The following is a 21,438-nucleotide window of genomic DNA, read 5'->3' as shown; positions in this document are numbered from 1 at the left end:
TTAAGGATTTACTTCTTGACGTCGCACGTGTGGCCGAGTTGACTTCCAGCCACCTCGGCCGCACCGTCGCGGCCTCGTCAGGGAGGTTTCTGAAGTGAACACGCGTATGCGCCGTGCCGCCGTCGCCGTCGCCGCCGGTGCGATGGCCGTCTCTCTCGCCGCCTGCGGCAGCGCCGCCGAGTCCGGCGGCAAGAGCGAGTCGACCGAGTCCGCCGCCAAGAAGGGCGACGACATCAAGGTCGGTCTGCTCCTGCCGGAGAACCAGACCGCGCGGTACGAGAAGTTCGACAAGCCCTTGATCGAGAAGAAGGTCAAGGAGCTCACGAACAACAAGGCCGAGGTCATCTACGCCAACGCCAAGCAGGACGCCAGCCTGCAGAACCAGCAGGTCGACACGATGGTGACCAACAAGGTCGACGTGCTGATCCTGGACGCGGTGGACGCCAAGGCCATCGCCGGCTCGGTGAAGAAGGCCAAGGAGGCCGGTATCCCGGTCGTGGCCTACGACCGCCTGGCCGAGGGCCCGATCGACGCCTACACCTCGTTCGACAACGTGACCGTCGGCAAGACGCAGGGCGAGGCCCTGCTCGAGGCGCTGGGCGACAAGGCCAAGAAGGGCCAGATCGTCATGATGAACGGCTCCTCCACCGACCCGAACGCCGCCCAGTTCAAGGAGGGCGCGCACGCCGCCCTCGACGGCAAGGTCAAGGTCGGCCGCGAGTACGACACCAAGGAGTGGAAGCCGGAGAACGCCAACGCCAACATGGAGGGCGCCATCTCCGCCCTCGGCAAGGACAAGATCGTCGGCGTCTACTCCGCCAACGACGGCATGGCGGGTGGCATCATCACCGCCCTGAAGGCCGCCGGCATCAAGGTCCCGGTCACCGGCCAGGACGCCGAGATCGCGGGCGTGCAGCGCATCGTGACGGGCGAGCAGTTCATGAGCGTCTACAAGCCGTACGCCCCGGAGGCCGCGGCCGCCGCCGAGATGGCCGTCGCGCTCGCCCAGGGCAAGTCGCTCGACTCCGTCGCCAAGGACACGGTCGACAGCCCCACCACCAAGGGTGTTCCCTCCGTGCTCGTCCCGGTCGTGTCGCTGACCCAGGAGAACATCAACGACACCGTGATCAAGGACGGCGTCTACACCGTCGAGGAGATCTGCGCGGGCAAGTACAAGGCCGCCTGCGACAAGATCGGTCTGAAGTAAGCAGTCCCGAAGTCCCATGAGATGTACGGGAGTCCGCACCGGGCTCCCGTACGGGACGGACTGCCGCGAACTCCGCCGGCGCCCCGCACACACCAGCCCCGCAAGCTACGCGGGGCGCCGGTCGGAACACCCCCCAAACTGCTTCTGCACAACCTCCCGCCGGGTCAGGCGGCGAAGGAGATGGTTCACGTGTCCGCTACGCCCGTGCTGGCGTTGCGCGGGGTCTCCAAGCGTTTCGGTGCCGTCCAGGCGCTCACCGACGTAGAGCTTGAGGTCCGCGCCGGTGAGGTGGTCGCCCTGGTCGGCGACAACGGCGCCGGTAAATCCACGCTGGTCAAGACGATTGCCGGCGTGCACCCCATCGATGAGGGTGTCATCGAGTGGGACGGCAAGGCCGTCCAGATCAACAAGCCGCACGACGCCCAGAGTCTGGGCATCGCGACGGTCTACCAGGACCTCGCGCTGTGCGACAACATCGACGTCGTCGGCAACCTCTACCTGGGCCGGGAGATCCGCAAGCGCGGCGTCCTGGACGAGGTGGAGATGGAGCGCCGCTCCCGCGAGCTCCTCGACACCCTGTCGATCCGCATCCCCAGCGTCCGGATCCCGATCGCCTCGCTCTCCGGCGGTCAGCGCCAGGTCGTGGCCATCGCCCGGTCCATGCTCGGCGAGCCCAAGCTGGTGATCCTCGACGAACCGACCGCCGCCCTCGGCGTCGAGCAGACCGCGCAGGTCCTCGACCTGGTCGAGCGGCTGCGCGAGCGGGGCCACGCGGTCATCCTCATCAGCCACAACATGGCCGATGTCAAGGCCGTCGCGGACAAGGTCGCCGTGCTGCGCCTCGGGCGCAACAACGGCACCTTCGAGGTCAAGTCGACCTCTCAGGAAGAGATCATCTCCGCCATCACCGGAGCCACGGAGAACGCCGTGACCCGCCGTGCGGCGCGCACCAACGGGGAGGTCAGCAAGTGAGCACCGAAAAGACCTCGACGCCCACCGCCGACACGGTCGAGAACACCGAGGCGGCCGCCGCGGCGGTCACCGCCGTCGACCCCCGGCTGCTGGTCCGCGAACAGGGCTTCGCCGGCTACATCGGCGAGTTCAAGCGGAAGATGAAGGCCGGCGACCTCGGGTCCGTCCCCGTCATCATCGGCCTGGTGATCATCTGGGCCATCTTCACCGGCCTGAACTCCAACTTCCTCACCGCCGGCAACTTCTCCGACATGTCCGTGGCCATGGTCGGCACGGGCATGATCGCCGTCGGTATCGTCTTCGTCCTGCTGCTCGGCGAGATCGACCTGTCGGTCGGTTCGGTCAGTGGTGTCGCGGGCGCCGCCTTCGCGGTGCTGAGCGTCACCCACGGGATGAACGAGTGGCTGGCCCTGGTGCTGGCCATCCTCACCGGCACGGCGGCCGGCGCCATCCACGGCTTCGTCTTCGCCCGCATCGGCGTTCCGGCCTTCGCCGTGACGCTGGCCGGCCTGCTGTTCTGGCAGGGCTTCATGCTGCAGATACTCGGCAGCAACGGCACCATCAACCTGGACAGCGAAGGCGTCGTCGGCAAGTTCACCAGCTACTACTTCACCGATGTCGCGGCCGCCTACGGCCTCGCCCTGGTGGCCGTGGTCGGGTACTTCCTCACCGCGTTCCTGGGCAACCGCCGCCGCGAGGCCGCCGGTATCCCCTCGCGCCCGCTGAACGACATCATCGTGCGCACGGTGCTGCTGGCCGTCGTCTCCTTCGCCGTGGCGATCGTCTACAACCAGCACAAGGGTCTGCCGCTCGCCGTGGTGATCTTCCTCGCGGTGCTGGTGTTCACCGACTTCCTGCTCCGCCGCACCGCCTACGGCCGCAAGGTCTTCGCGCTCGGCGGCAGCGTCGAGGCGTCCCGCCGTGCCGGTATCAACGTGGAGATGGTCCGGATCTCGGTCTTCGCGATCGCCGGCACCTTCGCCGCGATCGGCGGCCTCTTCGTCGCCTCGAAGATCGCCTCCGCCAACCAGGGCGCGGGCACCGGTGAGTTCCTGATGAACGTCATCGCCGCGGCCGTGATCGGCGGTACGTCCCTCTTCGGCGGCCGGGGCCGCACCTGGAACGCGCTCCTCGGTGTCCTGGTGATCGTCTCCATCCAGTACGGCCTCGCCCTCGAGGGCATCGCCTCGCCGGTGCAGTACATGATCACCGGTGGTGTGCTGCTGGCGACCGTCGTCATCGACGCGATCACCCGCAAGACGCAGAAGACCGCGGGCCGCGCCTAGCCTTTCGGCCCATGGTTTCCCCACGGCCCGGCACGGGCGCTTCGGACCCGGGCGAGGCCGGACCGCGTGAGCTATGACGCACGGGCCGGACGCCGGGCGCCGGAGGCGAACATTAGACTCGTCGAGCCCGGCAACAGCTCGATCAGCTCTACTGCAAGGAGGCACGGGTGCCGCTGCTGACCCGTATCAGGGGACCGCGCGATCTGGACCGGCTCACCGCGGAGGAGCTGAGCCAGCTGGCCGAGGAGATCCGGACCTTCCTGGTCGACGCGGTCTCCAAGACCGGTGGCCATCTCGGCCCCAACCTGGGTGTGGTGGAGCTCACCATCGCCCTGCACCGCGTCTTCGAATCCCCCAGGGACAAGGTGCTCTGGGACACCGGCCACCAGTCCTACGTGCACAAACTGCTGACCGGCCGCCAGGACTTCTCCCGGCTGAAGATGAAGGGCGGCCTCTCCGGCTACCCCTCGCAGGCCGAGTCCGCGCACGACGTCATCGAGAACAGCCACGCCTCCACGGTCCTCGGCTGGGCCGACGGCCTGGCCAAGGCCAACCAGCTGAGGAAGACCGGCGACCACGTCGTCGCGGTCATCGGGGACGGCGCGCTCACCGGCGGCATGGCCTGGGAGGCGCTGAACAACATCGCCGACGCCAGGGACCGCCCGCTGGTCATCGTCGTCAACGACAACGAGCGCTCCTACTCGCCCACCATCGGCGGTCTCGCCAACCATCTGGCGACCCTGCGCACCACCGACGGCTACGAGCGCTTCCTGACCCGCACCAAGGAGGTCCTGGAGCGCACCCCGGTCGTCGGCCGCCCCCTCTACGACACCCTGCACGGCGCCAAGAAGGGCCTGAAGGACTTCATCGCCCCGCAGGGCATGTTCGAGGACCTCGGCCTGAAGTACGTCGGCCCCATCGACGGCCACGACATCGAGGCCCTGGAGTCCGCCCTCACCCGCGCCAAGCGCTTCGGCGGCCCGGTCATCGTGCACTGCCTCACCGAGAAGGGCCGCGGCTACCAGCCCGCCCTGGCGGACGAGGCCGACCGCTTCCACGCCGTCGGCAAGATCCACCCCGACACGGGCCTGCCCATCGCCAGCTCCGGTGCCGACTGGACGTCCGTCTTCGGCGAGGAGATGGTCAAGCTCGGCGAGGAGCGCGAGGACGTCGTCGCCATCACCGCGGCCATGCTCCAGCCGGTCGGCCTCGACCGGTTCGCCAAGCGGTTCCCGGACCGGGTCTACGACGTCGGCATCGCCGAACAGCACGGCGCGGTCTCCGCGGCGGGCCTGGCCCACGGCGGGGTGCACCCCGTCTTCGCCGTGTACGCCACCTTCCTCAACCGCGCCTTCGACCAGGTGCTGATGGACGTGGCCCTGCACAAGTGCGGCGTCACCTTCGTCCTGGACCGGGCCGGTGTCACCGGCACCGACGGCGCCTCCCACAACGGCATGTGGGACATGTCGATCCTCCAGGTCGTCCCCGGGCTGCGACTGGCCGCCCCGCGCGACGCCGACCAGGTCCGCGCCCAGCTGCGCGAGGCCGTCGAGGTCACCGACGCGCCGACCGTGGTCCGCTTCTCCAAGGGCGCGGTCGGACCCGCCGTACCGGCCGTGGGACGCGTCGGCGGCATGGACCTCCTGCGTGAGCCCGGCACCGACACCCCGGACGTGCTGCTGGTCTCCGTGGGCGCCCTCGCCCCGATGTGCCTGGAGATCGCCGGGCTGCTCGAGAAACAGGGCATCTCCACCACCGTCGTCGACCCGCGCTGGGTCAAGCCCGTCGACGGGGCCATGGCCCCGCTCGCCGAGAAGCACCGGGTCGTCGTCACCGTCGAGGACAACTCCCGCGTCGGCGGAGTCGGCTCGACGATCGCGCAGGCCCTGCGCGACGCCGGCGTCGACGTGCCGCTGCGCGACTTCGGCATCCCGCCGCGCTTCCTCGACCACGCCTCCCGCGCCGAGGTCCTGGCGGAGATCGGGCTCACCGCTCCCGACATCGCCCGTCAGGTCACCGGCCTGGTGGCGAAGCTGGACGGCGGCCTCCCGCCCTCCCGGATCCGCTCGAACGGCACGCACGACGGGATTCACGCGGCACACGCCGCCGACCCGGTGGAACCGGCCCGCGACTGATCCCCTCCGCCGATGCGCCCGAACGGGCCGCCCGTGCCACTGTGAAGAGTGGTGAGGGCGGCCCGTTCGCGTGACGGCACCCACGCCGGGGCATACGAGGTACGCCCCTCTCGACCACGTCGAGGACGACACAGCGTGGGAGGTACCTGTGACCAACACCCTCTTCCGGACGAAGAAGGTCGAGCAGTCCATCCGCGACACCGAGGAACCGGAGCACGCGCTCAAGAAGTCCCTCTCCGCGCTGGACCTGACCGTCTTCGGCGTCGGCGTCATCATCGGAACCGGCATCTTCGTGCTCACCGGCACGGTCGCCAAGAACAACGCCGGACCCGCCGTGGCCCTGTCCTTCGTGGTGGCCGGCGTCGTCTGCGCGCTCGCAGCGCTCTGCTACGCCGAGTTCGCCTCCACCGTCCCGGTGGCGGGCTCCGCCTACACCTTCTCGTACGCCTCCCTCGGCGAACTGCCCGCGTGGATCATCGGCTGGGACCTGGTCCTGGAGTTCGCGCTCGGCACGGCGGTGGTGGCCGTCGGCTGGTCCGGCTACATCCACTCGCTGCTGGACAACGCGGGCTGGCAGCTGCCCGCGGCGCTCGGCACCCGGGACGGCGCCGAGGGCTTCGGCTTCGACATCCTCGCCGCCGTGCTGGTGCTGGTCCTCACCGGCATCCTCGTGCTCGGCATGAAGCTGTCCGCCCGGGTGACCTCGGTCGTCGTCGCCATCAAGGTGATCGTCGTCCTCGTCGTCATCATCGCCGGTGCCTTCTTCGTGACCGCCGACAACTACGACCCGTTCATCCCGAAGGCGCAGCCCGTCCCGGCCGGTGACGGTCTCCACTCTCCGCTCATCCAGCTGATGTTCGGCTGGGCACCGTCCAACTTCGGAGTGATGGGCATCTTCACGGCGGCCTCGGTGGTCTTCTTCGCCTTCATCGGCTTCGACATCGTCGCCACGGCCGCCGAGGAGACCAGGAACCCGCAGCGGGACATGCCGCGCGGCATCCTCGGCTCCCTGTTCATCTGCACCGCGCTGTACGTCGCCGTGTCGATCGTCGTCACCGGAATGCAGCACTACACCATGCTGTCCGTGGACGCCCCGCTCGCGGACGCCTTCAAGGCCACCGGGCATCCCTGGTTCGCCGGCTTCATCAGCTTCGGCGCCGCCATCGGCCTGACGGTCGTCTGCATGATCCTGCTGCTCGGCCAGACCCGGGTGTTCTTCGCGATGAGCCGGGACGGTCTGCTGCCCCGCTTCTTCTCCCGTGTCCACCCCCGCTTCAGGACCCCGCACCGGCCGACCATCCTGCTCGGCGTGATCATCGCGGTCGTCGCGGGTTTCACCCCGCTGTCGGAACTCGCCGAGCTGGTGAACATCGGCACGCTGTTCGCCTTCGTGATCGTCGCGCTCAGTGTGATCATCCTGCGCCGCACCCGCCCCGACCTGCCCCGGGCCTTCCGCATGCCCTGGGTACCGTTCCTGCCGATCCTGTCGGTCGCCGCCTCGCTGTGGCTGATGCTGAACCTGCCCGCCGAGACCTGGCTCCGGTTCGGCCTCTGGATGGTGCTCGGCTTCGTCTTCTACTTCCTCTACAGCCGGAGCCACAGCCGCCTGGGCCGGGAGGAGGAGGCCGACTCCGGCCGGCCCGGCAAGCCGCCGGGCCCGGCCTTCCGGTGACCCGTACGGCCCCGGCGACGGCGGTCAGGGGTGGACGGCCCGGGGGCCGGTCACGGTGGCGCCCAGGGCGGTCACCCGGCGGCGCAGTCCGCGGTCGGCGGTGACGACCAGGACCGGGCGCTCACCCGCCTCGGCCACCAGGTCGACCATGCGGTCGTCGCCGCTGCCCGGTGCCGCCTCCACCCGCACCCCGGGCACCGACTCCACACCCCGCGCCGCGCCCTCCACCACCAGGACGATCTCCACCGGCCCCGGACGGCCGGGCAGCCCCCGGGAGGCCAGCCGGTCCCGCAGCCGCTCCGCGGCACCCCGGCGGTCCCGCCACCACCCGTCGGGCACCGACCCGACGACGTTCGCGGAGTCGACGATCACGAGCAGGGCGGCGACGCTGTGGTCCATGCGTCCAGAATTCCACGAAACGGCCCCCGCCCGAGACGCCCGCCGCCCTGCTCCGCCGGCTCCCTCCGGCTCGCCCGCCGCAAGGACGAGCCGGGCCTGGCCCTGACGGCATGGCGCGAGGTGTGACCCGGACGCCCACGCGGTCGGACCGTACGGCGACCCACTCGCTGCTCCCGTGCCGAGAACCCGTGCCGAGAGCCCGTGCCGAGAGCCCGTGCCGAAAAAGGGGCGGGCCGCACGGATCGTCACCGTGCGGCCCGCCCCCTGTCAGGGCCGGCCGGTCAGGCCGGGACGCTCGCCACGCCCGGGGCCAGGAACCGCTTGCCGTTGACGCGCTCGGAGACACCCTCGCGGTCCAGGTACGGCGTGATGCCGCCCAGGTGGAAGGGCCAGCCGGCGCCCGTGATCAGGCACAGGTCGATGTCCTGCGCCTCGGCGACGACGCCCTCGTCGAGCATCAGCCCGATCTCCTGCGCCACCGCGTCGAGCACCCGCGCCCGCACCTGCTCCTCGGTGAGGACGGTGTCGCCCTGCTCGAGCAGCGCGGCGACCTCCGGGTCCAGCTCGGGCTTCCCGCTGTCGTAGACGTAGAAGCCGCGCTTGCCCGCCTCGACGACCTTCTTGAGGTTCGGGGAGACCGTGAAACGCTCGGGGAAGGACCGGTGGAGCGTCTCGGACACGTGCAGCCCGATCGCCGGGCCGACCAGCTCCAGCAGCACCAGCGGGGACATCGGCAGACCGAGCGGCTCGACCGCCTTCTCGGCGACCTCGACCGGGGTGCCCTCGTCGATGACGTTCTGGATCTCGCCCATGAAGCGGGTCAGGATGCGGTTCACCACGAACGCCGGGGCGTCCTTGACCAGCACCGCGGTCTTCTTCAGCTTCCTGGCGACACCGAACGCCGTGGCCAGCGAGGCGTCGTCGGTCTGCTCACCGCGGACGATCTCGAGCAGCGGCAGGATCGCGACCGGGTTGAAGAAGTGGAAGCCGACGACCCGCTCGGGGTGCTTCAGCTTCGACGCCATCTCGGACACCGACAGCGAGGAGGTGTTGGTGGCGAGGATCGCGTGCGCCGGGGCGACCGCCTCGACCTCGGCGAACACCTTCTGCTTGACGCCCATCTCCTCGAAGACCGCTTCGATGATGAAGTCGGCGTCCGCGAAGCCCTCGGCCTTGTCCAGCACACCGGTGACCAGCGCCTTGAGGCGGTTGGCCTTGTCCTGGTTGATGCGGCCCTTGCCGAGCAGCTTGTCGATCTCGGCGTGGACGTAGCCCACGCCCTTGTCGACGCGCTCCTGGTCGATGTCGGTCAGCACGACCGGCACCTCGAGACGACGCAGGAACAGCAGCGCGAGCTGCGAGGCCATCAGACCGGCGCCGACGACACCGACCTTGGTGACCGGACGCGCCAGGTTCTTGTCCGGGGCGCCGGCCGGGCGCTTGCCGCGCTTCTGCACCAGGTTGAACGCGTAGAGGCCGGACCGCAGTTCACCGCCCATGATCAGGTCGGCGAGCGCCTGGTCCTCGGCGTCGAAGCCCTGCTGGAGGTCGCCGTCCTTGGCGGCGGCGATGATGTCCAGCGCCCGGTAGGCGGCCGGGGCCGCGCCGTGCACCTTGGAGTCGGCGATGAAGCGGCCCTTGGCGACGGCCTGGTCCCAGGCCTCGCCGCGGTCGATCACCGGACGGTCGACGACGATCTCGCCCTTGAGGACGGCCGCCGTCCAGATCAGCGACTGCTCCAGGAAGTCGGCGCCCTCGAAGATCGCGTCCGCGATGCCGAGTTCGTGGACCTGCACGCCCTTGAGCTGCTTGTTCTGGTTGAGGCTGTTCTCGATGATGACCGAGACGGCCTTGTCCGCGCCGATCAGGTTCGGCAGCAGCGCGCAGCCGCCCCAGCCGGGGACCAGGCCGAGGAAGACCTCGGGCAGGGAGAACGCGGGGATGGCCGCGGACACCGTGCGGTAGGAGCAGTGCAGGCCGACCTCGACACCGCCGCCCATGGCCGCGCCGTTGTAGTACGCGAAGGTGGGCACGGCGAGCTTCGACAGCCGCTTGAAGACGTCGTGGCCGCCCTTGCCGATGGCGAGCGCGTCCTCGTGCCGCTTGAGCAGCTCGACGCCCTTGAGGTCGGCGCCGACGGCGAAGATGAACGGCTTGCCGGTGATGCCGACGCCGACGATCTCGCCGTCCGCGGCCTCCTTCTCGACCTGGTCGACGGCGGCGTCCAGATTCGCCAGCGACTGGGGGCCGAAGGTGGTCGGCTTGGTGTGGTCCAGCCCGTTGTCGAGGGTGATGAGGGCGAAGCGGCCCGCGCCCAGGGGCAGTTCGAAGTGGCGTACGTGGGAGGTCGTGACGACCTCGTCCGGGAACAGCGCGGCGGCGCCCTTCAACAGTTCTGCGGTGGTGCTCACTTGTCCCCCTCGAAGTGCGGGTTCTCCCAGATGACCGTCGCGCCCATGCCGAAGCCGACGCACATGGTGGTCAGGCCGTAGCGGACGTGCGGCTGCTCCTCGAACTGGCGGGCCAGCTGCGTCATCAGCCGGACGCCGGAGGAGGCCAGCGGGTGGCCGAAGGCGATGGCGCCGCCGTACTGGTTGACGCGCGCGTCGTCGTCGGCGATGCCGTAGTGCTCCAGGAAGGCCAGCACCTGGACGGCGAAGGCCTCGTTGATCTCGAACAGGCCGATGTCGGAGATGGAAAGACCCGCCTGGGCGAGCGCCTTCTCCGTGGCCGGGATCGGACCGTAGCCCATGACCTCCGGCTCGACGCCCACGAAGGAGTACGAGACCAGACGCATCTTCACCGGGAGGTCGTTCTCGCGGGCGAAGTCCTCGGAGGCGATGAGCGAGGCGGTGGCGCCGTCGTTCAGACCGGCCGCGTTGCCGGCGGTGACCCGGCCGTGGACGCGGAACGGCGTCTTCAGCCCGGCCAGGTTCTCCAGGGTGGTGCCCGGACGCATCGGCTCGTCGGCGGTGACCAGGCCCCAGCCCGTCTCGCCGGCCTCCTCGTTGGTGCGGCGCACCGAGACCGGCACCAGGTCGGCCTGGATCTTGCCGTCGGCGTACGCCTTGGCGGCCTTCTCCTGCGAGCGCACCGCGTACTCGTCGGCGCGCTGCTTGGTGATCGTGGGGTAGCGGTCGTGCAGGTTCTCCGCGGTCATGCCCATGAACAGGGCGGACTCGTCGACCAGCTTCTCGGAGACGAACCGGGGGTTGGGGTCGACGCCCTCGCCCATCGGGTGGCGGCCCATGTGCTCGACACCGCCCGCGACGGCCACGTCGTACGCGCCGAAGGCGACGGAGCCGGCCACCGCGGTCACGGCGGTCAGGGCGCCCGCGCACATGCGGTCGATGGAGTAGCCGGGGACCGAGGTGGGCAGGCCCGCGAGGATGCCGGCGGTGCGGCCGATGGTCAGGCCCTGGTCGCCGATCTGCGTGGTCGCGGCGATGGCGACCTCGTCGATCTTCTTCGGGTCGAGTCCGGGGTTGCGGCGCAGCAGCTCCCGGATCGCCTTCACGACGAGGTCGTCGGCCCGGGTCTCGTGGTAGATGCCCTTGGGGCCCGCCTTGCCGAACGGGGTGCGGACGCCGTCGACGAAGACGACGTCCCTGACGGTACGAGGCACGATGGCTCTCCTCCAGGGTGCGGGATGGCACTGCTGCGTTGCGCTGAGCGCGCGCTCAGAGCCTATGCTACTTGTGGGTAATGTAGCTGCCCAGCCCCACGGAACCGAGCGGCGAAGCTCACACTCCCGGCGGAGCCGTCGCACCCCGCGGAGTCCGGGAGCGCGGTCGGTGCGGACGTGGACCCGCTCCGAGGATCTTGGCGCGATCCCGACGTCGCCGCTCTGTTGCGATGGTTCCTTCGGGGTGCGGGGGAGCACAGGTCAGACCGTCGCGGCAGGCGAGATCCCGGCCGTCCTCTCCCCGCCCCCGCCCCGCGACGGGCACCGCCGGCGGCCCTCAGAGCCCTCCCGAACCGCCGGAGACCAGTGCGGTGACCAGCACCGGGGTCACCTGTTCCACCTGCCACGGCCGCGCCCCGTACCCGGCCAGCACCGCCGCGACGGACTCCCTGTCGGCCGACTGCGGGGGCTCCCAGCACACCCTGCGCACCGTGTCCGGGGTGATCAGGTTCTCCTGCGGCATGTTCAGCCGTTCGGCGAGCGCGCTCACCCCCGCGCGGGCCGCGGAGAGCCGGGCCGCGGCCACCGGGTCCTTGTCCGCCCAGGCGCGCGGCGGCGGCGGACCGGTCACCGGCTGTCCGGGCTGCGGCAACTGGGACTCGGGCAGTGCCCTCGCCCGGTCGACGGCCGTCTGCCACTGCTCCAGCTGGCGCCGCCCCACCCGCGGCCCGAACCCGTTCAGCGCGCCCAGGGCGTGGACGTTGACCGGGAGGGCGAGCGCGGCCTCGACGATGGCGGCGTCGGAGAGCACCTTGCCCGGGGAGACGTCCCGGCGCTGCGCGATCCGGTCCCGGACCTGCCACAGCTCCCTGACGACGGCCATCTGCCGGCGCCTGCGCACCTTGTGCATGCCGGAGGTGCGCCGCCAGGGGTCCTTGCGGGGCTCCGGCGGCGGCGCCGAGGCGATCGCCTCGAACTCCTGCAGGGCCCACTCCAGTTTGCCCTGCCGGTCCAGTTCCTTCTCCAGGGCGTGCCGCAGGTCGACCAGGAGCTCGACGTCGAGGGCGGCGTAGCGCAGCCAGGGCTCGGGCAGCGGGCGGGTGGACCAGTCGACGGCGGAGTGGCCCTTCTCCAGGACGAAGCCGAGCACGTTCTCGACCATCGCGCCGAGGCCGACCCGGGGGAAGCCGGCCAGGCGTCCGGCCAGTTCGGTGTCGAAGAGGCGGCCGGGCAGCATCCCTATCTCGCGCAGGCAGGGCAGGTCCTGGGTGGCGGCGTGCAGCACCCACTCGGCGCCGGACAGCGCCTGGCCCAGGCCGGACAGGTCCGGGCAGGCGACGGGGTCGATCAGGGCGGACCCGGCGCCCGCACGGCGCAGCTGGACGAGGTAGGCGCGCTGGCCGTAGCGGTAGCCGGAGGCGCGCTCGGCGTCGACGGCGACCGGTCCGGTGCCCGCGGCGAAGGCGGCGGTCACCTCGGCGAGGGCGGCCCCGCCCGTGATCACGGGCGGGATGCCCTCACGCGGTTCGAGCAAGGGGGTCGGCGCCTCCGTAGCAGGTGATCCGTTGTCGTCCGGAGGGGCGCCTCCGGTGGTTCGCAGGGAGCTGTCTGCTGCGGTGTCGTGGGCGTCGGTCACCTGTCAAGAGTAGCCATGCCGTGAAGGCGCCCGCCGACGGAACGTTCCGTCGGCAGGCGCCGGGGGGTCGTAAACCAGTCAGTCCGGTGAACGTTCGGCAGAGGGAGAGCGGGACGGAGGGGAACGGCAGGGGGCTGTCGGGGAGCGCGGCGGGGCGGCGAGGTCAGTGGATGATGCCCGTGCGCAGGGCCACCGCCACCATCCCCGCGCGGTCGCCGGTACCGAGCTTGCGGGCGATGCGGGCGAGGTGGCTCTTGACGGTCAGTGCGGACAGGCCCATCGAGACGCCGATGGCCTTGTTGGACTGGCCCTCCGCCACCAGCCGCAGCACCTCGACCTCACGGCCGGACAGTTCGCGGTAGCCGCCCGGGTGGCTCGGAGCACCCGGGGGGCGGCGGTGCAGACGGGGGCCGGCGCCGAGGGGAGCGGCTCCGGGACGGGAGGGGAGTCCGAGGTTGGTGCGGGTGCCGGTGACGACGTAGCCCTTCACTCCGCCCGCGAGGGCGTTGCGCACGGCGCCGATGTCGTCGGCGGCGGACAGGGCGAGGCCGTTGGGCCAGCCCGCCGCTCGGGTCTCGGAGAGGAGGGTGAGGCCGGAACCGTCCGGCAGGTGGACGTCGGCGACGCAGATGTCGCGGGGGTTGCCGATGCGGGGACGAGCCTCCGCGACGGACGAGGCCTCGATCACGTCGCGCACACCGAGCGCCCACAGATGGCGGGTGACGGTGGAACGGACGCGGGGGTCGGCCACGACCACCATGGCGGTCGGCTTGTTCGGGCGGTAGGCGACCAGGCTTGCGGGCTGCTCGAGGAGAACGGACACCAGGCCTCCTGGGGTGGCGGGGACGGGGCCGGCTCGTGGGGGTGAAGCCGGGCTCAACCGTGCTTTCAAGGTCACAGTCGTCTTCGGCAACAAACCCGGTCTCCTTTAGAGAATGATCACGATCTGGTGAGTAACAATATGTGCAATTCGGACACGCGGTCGATCATTCGAAGACCGAACGGTTTCGGTCAGCGTCACAACGCTTCCGAAAGTGGCCGTATCGACAAAGAGATCGCCATGTGTGAGGGCCGGGGTCCAGGAGGGGACGCTCAGCGCGACTGCGGCCCCCTCCGCTGAGGGAGCGTCACCACCGACGCGTCCCCCGGAGCCGCCGGGGGCAGCCCGGCGACCTGGGCCAGCAGATCGCACCAGGCGACCAGATGGGCGGCGGTGTCCGGCACCCCGCCCGGCCCCTCCCGCGGCGTCCACGAGGCGCGGATCTCGATCTGCGAGGCGGCGGGGCGCTCGGACAGCCCGCCGAAGTAGTGCGAACTCGCCCGCGTGACCGTGCCGCTGGGTTCGCCGTACGTCAGGTCGCGGGCCGAGAGCGCGCCGGTCAGCCAGGACCAGCACACCTCCGGCAGCAGCGGATCCGCCGCCATCTCCGGCTCCAGTTCCGCGCGCACCAGCGTCACCAGCCGGAAGGTGCCCCGCCAGGCGTCGTGCCCGGCCGGGTCGTGCAGCAGTACCAGCCGGCCGTCCGCCAGCTCCTGCTCACCGTCCACGACCGCCGCCTCCAGCGCGTGCGCGTAGGGGGCGAGCCGGGTGGGCGCGGGCGTGGTCTCTACCTCGATCTGCGGCCGCAGCCGCGCGCCCCGCATCGCGTCGACGGCCGTCCGAAAGGGCAGCGGGGGCGCCGCGCCCTCCTGCCCGAGGTCCTCCCCGGTGTTCTTCGCCTCGTCCATACCGCCCTTGCCGTCCGACAATCGTCCTTGAGCCGCAGCCATGCGGGGAAGATTAAGGGGAACGCGGCCCCGGCGCGGGGAAGGACACCCACGGCGCAGCACGGTGTCCGGATCGTGTCGTCCCGGGCGCGGCGTGCGGGTACCGTGCGCCGGATGGCCTGCGGTGCGAGGTCACCGGCGGACCATGCGAGACTGGCTGGTGTGAGTGCCAATGTCAGCCCCCGGGGCAAGCAGCCGACCCAGACGTACGACAGTGCCTTCCTCAAGGCGTGCCGGCGTGAGCCGGTTCCGCACACTCCGGTGTGGTTCATGCGGCAGGCGGGCCGCTCACTGCCGGAGTACCGCAAGGTGCGCGAGGGCATCGCGATGCTCGACTCCTGCATGCGCCCCGACCTCGTCGCCGAGATCACGCTCCAGCCGGTCCGCCGGCACAACGTCGACGCGGCGATCTACTTCAGCGACATCGTCGTCCCCCTCAAGGCCATCGGGATCGACCTCGACATCAAGCCCGGCATCGGCCCCGTCGTCGAGGAGCCCTTCCGCACCCGCGCCGACCTGGCCCGGCTGCGCGACCTCACCCCGGAGGACGTCTCCTACGTCACCGAGGCGTACCGCCTGCTGACCGCCGAGCTGGGCTCCACCCCGCTCATCGGCTTCGCGGGCGCCCCGTTCACCCTCGCCAGCTATCTCATCGAGGGCGGCCCGTCCCGCACCTACGAGAACGCCAAGGCGATGATGTACGGCGACCCGGAACTCTGGGCCGACCTCCTCGACCGCCTCGCGGACATCACCGCCGCCTTCCTCACCGTGCAGATCGAGGCCGGTGCCTCCGCGGTCCAGCTCTTCGACTCCTGGGCCGGCGCGCTCGCCCCCGCCGACTACCGGCGCTCGGTGATGTCCGCCTCGGCCAAGGTCCTCGACGCGGTGTCCGGGTACGGCGTCCCCCGCATCCACTTCGGTGTCGGCACCGGCGAACTCCTCGGCCTGATGGGCGAGGCCGGCGCGGACGTGGTGGGCGTCGACTGGCGCGTCCCCCTGGACGAGGCCGTCCGCCGCGTCGGTCCCGGCAAGGCACTCCAGGGCAACCTCGACCCGACCGTGCTGTTCGCCGGCACCGAGGCCGTCGAGGCGAAGACCCGCGAGGTCCTGGCCCAGGCGGAGGGCCTCGAGGGCCACATCTTCAACCTCGGCCACGGCGTCATGCCGAACACCGAAGCGGACGCCCTGACCCGCCTGGTGGACCACGTCCACACCCTCACCGCCCGCTGACCCGCCGCCCGCCGGCTCAACCACCGGCCCCGGGTCCGCGCCCGGCCTGCAGACAGCAGGCCGGGCGCGGACCCGGCGGCGGGAGCGGCCGGTCCCAGGGACCGGGCGACCAGCATGCCCCCGACGAAGCCGTGGCCGCTCCTTCCGGCACCACGACCGTCACCGACGCCCTCCGTCAGGTCGACGCGACCAGCGCCGGCACACCTTCGACGGCGGCGACCACGACGCCGCCCTTTTCCGGCCCTGCGCCACGCGATGCGCTCGGTGGTGACCCACCTGACCGGCTGACGTCCGGGCCGCGCACCGTGTCCTGCCCCGCCGGGGACCTTGTGAGGTGACTCGACACAGGGGAATCCCGCGAGCCGCAATGAGTCCTGCGGCGTCCGGCGGTCGTACTGTCGAACCCGTCACCGAGGAGGACTTCCGATGCGCAACGTGACCTATTCGATGGGCGTCTCGCTGGACGGCTACATCGTCGGACCGGACGGCGGCTTCGACTGGACGGAGCCCGACGAGGAGGTCTTCCGCTTCTGGATCGACGAGATCCGGGAGGTCGGCGTTCATCTGCTGGGACGACGGCTGTACGAGACGATGCTGTACTGGGAGACCGCCGACCAGGATCCCTCGCTCGACGACTCCCAGCTCGAGTGGACCGCGCTCTGGAAGCCGCTGCCCAAGGTGGTGTTCTCGACCACGCTGTCGGAGGTGCGGGGCCATGCCCGCCTGGCCTCCGGCGGCCTGGCGGAGGAGATCGAGCGGTGGCGGGCCGAGCCGGGGGAGGGCGACATCGCGATCGGCGGCGCGGCCCTCGCCGCCGAGGCGGCCGCGTCGGGTCTGATCGACGAGTACCGGGCCGTGGTCCACCCGGTGCTGGTCGGCGGCGGCATCCCGTTCTTTCCCCGGAGTGAGCGCCGGGTGGACCTCGAACTCGTCGAGACCCGCGTCTTCGGCTCGGGAGTCGTCCACCTCCGCCACCGCGTGGCGCGTTAGCCGGCTCGTCCACCGAGACCCGCCGGTTCTTCCGCAGAAGCCCATGCCAGCCGCACATCGTCCGCGGCTGCTTCGGCTGCCCCACCGCCTGTTACGGGGGTCGGAACAGCCCGGGCTCGCGGGTGGATGTCATGCCACGCCGCCCGTCGGCGTCGAGGGCGACGGGCTGTGGGCGAAGGGCGTGAAGTGCGCGGGGGTGTGGTCGATGGGCAGGTCGGGACGCCAGGCCGTCAGGATGTGTGCGCTGCACACGAACAAGCCGTCGGGAAGCTGGTCCAGGGGATACCAGGCCCAGTCGCCGATGCTTTCGTCCGGTTGCCGGGTCGGCTGTCCCCGCCAGGCGTGAACGAGGGCACCCACCGTGACCCGCAGGACGTCTTCGACGTGGTCGACGAGCGTTCCCAGGAGCCTGACGTCGGCAGAACGGGCGATCAGGCCGGTCTCCTCGCGGAGTTCGCGGACCACCGCGGCTTCGAGGGACTCCCCGGCCTCGACGGTTCCGCCGGGCAGTTCGAGGGTGCCGCGACGATGGCGGCCCAGGAGCAGTCCCTGCGCGCCGAGGACGATCGCGCCGACACCCACGGCCGCGTGCGCCTGCGGTGGCCTGGCACTGCGGGGGCGGCTGGAAACCCGCGCCGGCCGGTCGGGCAGGCGTCGGGCCCGGATGAGCTGCTGGATGACCGGGGCGTTTTCCTCGGGGTGGTGCAGCAGGTCGACGGCCTCGACGCGGAAGCCGTACTCGGTGAGCAGGTCCTCCCACAGTTGCGGTGTGAGGAGCCACATCCGAGTCGGCAAGGGAGGATCTTCGCGCAACAGGATCATCTGCTCGCGCGGTGCCGGTTCCGTGGACGGGCCGCGGCCGTGCAGGTCGGTGTGCAGGAGCGAAAGGACCAGCGGCGCGCCAGGGTGCAGACCGTCGCGCAGTGCGGGCAGCACGCGGTGCGGGTCGATGAAGGCCAGGGTGCCGATGGCGTACGCGGCGTCGAACGGTGCGGACCGGGTGAGGTGTTCGGCCACATCTCCGTGCGTGAATTCCACGCCCGGCACATCCGCGTGCGTGGAGACGGCGCGCTCGTGCTGGGTCGGCGACAGCTCGATCCCGGTGACGCGAGCGCCGTGAGCCCGGGCGAGATGCACGGCGTGGTGGCCGGCCCCGGAGCCGATGTCCAGGACACGTCGGCCGGTGATGTCGCCGAGGACCTCGACACCCGGTCCGACTCCCTCCCAGGGTGTCCAGGACAGGTGGTCGGGGACGGGCGGCATGGAGCCGCGAGCCAGCTGGCGCCGGCCGTAGACGATCCAGGCTCGGGTGTTGATGTCCTCGACGGGCACGGTGTCTCCTCGATGGGCAGCGGGACGCGGATCAGGTATGCGTGGTGAGGCAGGCCGGGCCTTCGCCGCGCCGGGCTCGTTCGATGGCGTCGAGACGGGCGAAGGTCAGGGGCGCAGGGCGAAGCAGTGGTACGACTCGTCGAGCTGCGTCACGTCCGCCCGGGCCCAGCCGGCGGTGAGGAGTTCCGTCTCCGCGGCGTCGATCTCCCATGGTTCGGCCTCGCCGCGCCGGGGACCGTGCACGGAAGTGGCCACCCAGAAGATGCCTCCCGGGGCGAGGAGCCGACGCAGCCGGGACAGGAACGCGTGCTTGTCCTGGACCCAGCGGTAGACCAGTCGGCAGGTGATGAGCGTGAACGCCGGTTCGGGCAGGTCGGCCAGGTCGTCGGTGTCGAAGTCGAAGTGCCTGAAGTCAAGGCCGGGGTGCTCGTGACGGGCGGTGGAGAGCGCGCCGGGTGCACAGTCGATCCCGGTCGGCCGGTAGCCGAGTTCGGCGAGCGCCCGCACGAGTGCCCCGTCGCCGGAGCCGATGTCGAGGGCGGGTCTCCCACGACCGATGCCTACCTGACGGCTCAGGGCTTCTCGCTCCGGCGCGTCGATGCTCCGGTAGCGCCGGCCGGATCGCCACAGCGGCTCCCAGTACGCGCCGGCCTCGCCTGCTTCGTACGCTCCGCTTGCTCGGGCGTCTTGTGACGTGTGGACCACAGCGTTCCTTCCGGGCCTCGTCAGGCGGGTTCGGAGGTGCTCGGCGCACCGCCCGGGTGTGGGAACTGTGCCTGTGCGGGATGGCCGGTGGTCCTCCCACGGGCCCCGCTCAGATCGCGGTCCGCGACGCGCCGCAGGTGCTGGGCGAAGACCGCCTCCGCGTCGGGGTTCATACGCATCAGGGCGACCATGCCGGTGACGATGACGTCGCAGACCTCGGATTCGACGTCCTGCCAGGTGTGGGAACGGCCCTTGCGGGGGTTCTGCCCGGCTGCGCCGATGGCGGCTTCGGCGACTTCGCCGGCCTCCTCCTGGATCTTGAGGAGTTGGAAGAGGACTCGCTGTTCGCGGGGGAGCGTGGAGTGGTCGTCGAGGCGGTCGGCGAGGTCCGCGACCATCTGCCAGGTGTCGGTCATGTGGGTCTCGATTCCGTGGGTGGGTCAGCGGTCCTTGGCCAGGGCGACGAGGTCGGCGAACTGGCCGCCGGCGTTCACCAGGTCGTCGTACGCGCCCTGTTCGACGACGCGGCCTTCGTCCATCACGAGGATGCGGTCGGCGAGCCGGGTGTTCTCCAGCTGGTGCGTGACGACGATCGTCATGCACTGGGGTGCCAGGCGCTTGATCTGCGTGAAGATCGCGTGCTCGCCGCGGGCGTCCATCTGCGAGGTGGGCTCGTCCAGGATCATGAGCGGCGTCTGCCGGTACAGCGCGCGGCCACACACGAGCCGCTGCCACTGACCGCCCGACAGTTCGGCGCCGCCGAACAGCTCTCGGGCCAGGAGGGTGTCGAGTCGGCGGGGCAGCCTCTCGATCTCCTCGCGCATGCCGACGGCGTCGATGGCGTCCCACACCGGCTCGTCGTCGTGGGTGCGGGGCTGGCCCAGGGTGATGTTCTCGCGGGCCCGCAACGGCCAGCACGCGAAGTTCTGCGGAACGAGTGAGGTGCGGCTCCACACAGCGTCGGGGTCGGCGTCGGCGAGATCGACGCCGTCCCACAGGACGCGCCCCTTGTCGGCGAGCACGATCCCGGTGATGAGTCTGGTCAGGGTGGACTTGCCGGAACCGTTCGCGCCGACGACGGCCAGGATCTCACCGCGGCGCAGGGTCAGGGAGATCCCCGCGACGGCCGGATCCTCCTTGCCGGGGTAGTGGTAGACGGCCTCCTCGATACGGATCTCGTCGACGCGCTCCGGGATCGTCAGCTCACCCCGCTTCGGGGCGCGTTCGTGAGCGAGGCCGAGGAACGCCCGCATGTCGGCGAGGTAGAGCGAGGTGTGGAACAGGGCGGCGCCGTTGATGACGACCTGGGAGAGCGCGGCGAGCGCGCTCTGGACGGCGACCACCGCGGTGGCCGCGACGGGCAGGGCGATGCGGCCGGTGACGGAGAGACCGGCGAGGGTGGCCCAGGTGCACATCAGGAAGAAGCCGCCCAGGGCGCTGGTGGACAACTGGATGCGCAGCATCTGCGGCGCCGCTTCGAGGGTGCGCCGGTCGATGCGGTCGGACAGGGCCTGGTACCAGTGGATCTGGTAGCCGGTCATGCCGTTGGCGCGGACCTCGTCGCCGAAGCGGGAGTGGGTGGCCCAACTGCGCATCATGGCCCGTACGTTGCGGTCGCCGAGGTTGAGGAAGTGCGTGCGGTAGTCGACACGGGCCGACAGCACGGCTCCGACGCCGGCGGGCAGCACGGCCAGGAGGAGCACCGGCAGCATCAGCGGATGCAGTGCGGTGATGACCCCGCCGGCGGCGATCATGCGGACCAGGGCGGACATGAACCGCTGCGCGTCCTGCACCATCAGGCGGGTGCGGGTGACCCCGATCTCGGCCGCCTCCTGCTGGTCGGAGAAACCGTCCCTCCCGTAGGCGGACGACTCCACACGCAGCACGGCGGAGACGAGCGCGACGTCGGCTTCGGTGGTCAACAGCGGCGTGATGCGTCCGTCCGCGTACGAGGACAGGAGGCCACAGATCCGGCCGGTGCCCGCGGCCAGGGTCACCATGATCAAGGCGGGGACCGCGCCGTGCAGACGTTCGGAGACGGTGCCGCCGCCGAGGACGTGTGTCATGGCGCGGGCGGTGGAGGCCAGGACGACAGCGGCGGCGACGCCGGTGAGCACCTGGCACACGAGGAGCAGTACGGAGCCGGTCCTGTCGACGGCCCACGCCTTGCGCGCGGTGTGGGCCAGTACGGAGGGCAGGCGTCGGCACATCGTCCCGAAGCCGGCATCCTCCAGCGGGTTCTGGCCGAACTTGCCCTCGAAGCTGATGGTGGCCGGCGGTGGAGGGGGAGGCGTCTCGGGAGTTTCGGTCGAGGCGGCAGTCACAGTCACCTGGTTCCTCCATGGGGTCGGAGCCGTACCTGGATGGCTCGGCAGTGCCCGGCTTAACGACGCTGATCGGGATTCGAACGCACTCGATTCCGGACGGCGTGGACCCCTTGCACCGCACGGCCTGTACGGCCCCTGGGCCCGCTGTGCCGCCC

General features: G+C 70.8%; 17 protein-coding genes. 7 read left to right on the top strand and 10 right to left on the bottom strand.

All coding sequences use genetic code 11. The annotated features are described in order from the left end of the window. The first annotated feature begins 106 nt into the window (after positions 1-106). The 5 genes from PYS65_RS08170 to PYS65_RS08150 all read left to right on the top strand — a co-directional run bounded on the left by PYS65_RS08170 (position 107) and on the right by PYS65_RS08150 (position 7,272). Positions 107-1,207, top strand: coding sequence for a substrate-binding domain-containing protein (locus PYS65_RS08170; RefSeq protein WP_279337896.1), 1,101 nt, complete (start codon positions 107-109; stop codon positions 1,205-1,207). A 180-nt stretch (positions 1,208-1,387) separates the two neighbouring features. Next, entirely contained in the window at positions 1,388-2,179 is a 792-nt protein-coding gene (locus tag PYS65_RS08165) for an ATP-binding cassette domain-containing protein (RefSeq protein ID WP_279333126.1), read from the top strand. After that, positions 2,176-3,465, top strand: a complete 1,290-nt coding sequence (locus PYS65_RS08160; RefSeq protein WP_279333125.1) for a sugar ABC transporter permease — start codon at positions 2,176-2,178, stop codon at positions 3,463-3,465. Before PYS65_RS08165 ends, PYS65_RS08160 begins: the two co-directional genes overlap by 4 nt. A gap of 167 nt (positions 3,466-3,632) precedes the next feature. Beyond that, positions 3,633-5,600, top strand: a complete 1,968-nt coding sequence (gene dxs / locus PYS65_RS08155) for a 1-deoxy-D-xylulose-5-phosphate synthase (RefSeq protein WP_279333124.1) — start codon at positions 3,633-3,635, stop codon at positions 5,598-5,600. 148 nt (positions 5,601-5,748) lie between these two features. Then, positions 5,749-7,272 (top strand): amino acid permease, encoded by a 1,524-nt coding sequence (locus PYS65_RS08150; protein WP_279333123.1) that lies wholly within the window; start codon positions 5,749-5,751, stop codon positions 7,270-7,272. A 24-nt stretch (positions 7,273-7,296) separates the two neighbouring features. Here PYS65_RS08150 and PYS65_RS08145 read toward each other — a convergent pair whose 3' ends face one another. The 6 genes from PYS65_RS08145 to PYS65_RS08120 form a co-directional block, all read right to left on the bottom strand. Beyond that, the gene (locus tag PYS65_RS08145) at positions 7,297-7,671 is read right to left on the bottom strand and encodes an NYN domain-containing protein (RefSeq protein ID WP_279333122.1); all 375 of its coding nucleotides are present in this window, start codon (positions 7,669-7,671) and stop codon (positions 7,297-7,299) included. A gap of 281 nt (positions 7,672-7,952) precedes the next feature. Then, complete coding sequence (locus PYS65_RS08140) at positions 7,953-10,082, bottom strand: 3-hydroxyacyl-CoA dehydrogenase NAD-binding domain-containing protein (protein ID WP_279333121.1); 2,130 nt, start codon at positions 10,080-10,082, stop codon at positions 7,953-7,955. Next, on the bottom strand, positions 10,079-11,296 hold the full coding sequence (locus tag PYS65_RS08135) for a thiolase family protein (RefSeq protein WP_279333120.1): 1,218 nt from the start codon (positions 11,294-11,296) through the stop codon (positions 10,079-10,081). The genes PYS65_RS08140 and PYS65_RS08135 overlap by 4 nt, the downstream gene beginning before the upstream one ends. Before the next feature lie 337 nt (positions 11,297-11,633). Then, positions 11,634-12,932, bottom strand: coding sequence for an HRDC domain-containing protein (locus PYS65_RS08130; protein WP_279333119.1), 1,299 nt, complete (start codon positions 12,930-12,932; stop codon positions 11,634-11,636). A 163-nt stretch (positions 12,933-13,095) separates the two neighbouring features. Beyond that, on the bottom strand, positions 13,096-13,755 hold the full coding sequence (locus PYS65_RS08125) for a helix-turn-helix transcriptional regulator (RefSeq protein ID WP_279333118.1): 660 nt from the start codon (positions 13,753-13,755) through the stop codon (positions 13,096-13,098). Between the two features lie 269 nt (positions 13,756-14,024). Next, positions 14,025-14,702 (bottom strand): DUF3000 domain-containing protein, encoded by a 678-nt coding sequence (locus PYS65_RS08120; protein ID WP_279333117.1) that lies wholly within the window; start codon positions 14,700-14,702, stop codon positions 14,025-14,027. Positions 14,703-14,861: 159 nt separating this feature from the next. Here PYS65_RS08120 and hemE point away from each other — a divergent pair, with 159 nt between their 5' ends. Together hemE and PYS65_RS08110 are read left to right on the top strand one after the other, a co-directional pair. Continuing rightward, the gene (gene hemE / locus PYS65_RS08115) at positions 14,862-15,929 is read left to right on the top strand and encodes a uroporphyrinogen decarboxylase (RefSeq protein ID WP_279333116.1); all 1,068 of its coding nucleotides are present in this window, start codon (positions 14,862-14,864) and stop codon (positions 15,927-15,929) included. A 426-nt stretch (positions 15,930-16,355) separates the two neighbouring features. Further along, positions 16,356-16,919: a dihydrofolate reductase family protein gene (locus PYS65_RS08110; protein WP_279333115.1), complete on the top strand. Its 564-nt coding sequence runs from the start codon at positions 16,356-16,358 to the stop codon at positions 16,917-16,919. Between the two features lie 129 nt (positions 16,920-17,048). On the opposite strand, the gene PYS65_RS08105 is transcribed toward PYS65_RS08110, so the two are convergent. From PYS65_RS08105 to PYS65_RS08090, 4 genes are all read right to left on the bottom strand, one after another. Further along, a complete protein-coding gene (locus tag PYS65_RS08105) occupies positions 17,049-18,251 on the bottom strand; it encodes a bifunctional class I SAM-dependent methyltransferase/NUDIX hydrolase (protein WP_279333114.1) in 1,203 nt (400 codons plus the stop codon). Positions 18,252-18,356: 105 nt separating this feature from the next. Beyond that, positions 18,357-18,956 (bottom strand): class I SAM-dependent methyltransferase, encoded by a 600-nt coding sequence (locus PYS65_RS08100; protein ID WP_279333113.1) that lies wholly within the window; start codon positions 18,954-18,956, stop codon positions 18,357-18,359. Positions 18,957-18,976: 20 nt separating this feature from the next. Next, complete coding sequence (locus tag PYS65_RS08095) at positions 18,977-19,372, bottom strand: nucleoside triphosphate pyrophosphohydrolase family protein (RefSeq protein ID WP_279333112.1); 396 nt, start codon at positions 19,370-19,372, stop codon at positions 18,977-18,979. A 24-nt stretch (positions 19,373-19,396) separates the two neighbouring features. Then, positions 19,397-21,280, bottom strand: a complete 1,884-nt coding sequence (locus tag PYS65_RS08090; RefSeq protein WP_279337895.1) for an ATP-binding cassette domain-containing protein — start codon at positions 21,278-21,280, stop codon at positions 19,397-19,399. Positions 21,281-21,438 lie beyond the last annotated feature (158 nt).

The sequence above is a fragment of the Streptomyces cathayae genome (genome assembly GCF_029760955.1).
Lineage (GTDB): Bacteria > Actinomycetota > Actinomycetes > Streptomycetales > Streptomycetaceae > Streptomyces > Streptomyces cathayae.
This window is presented reverse-complemented; position numbering and strand designations above follow the sequence as displayed.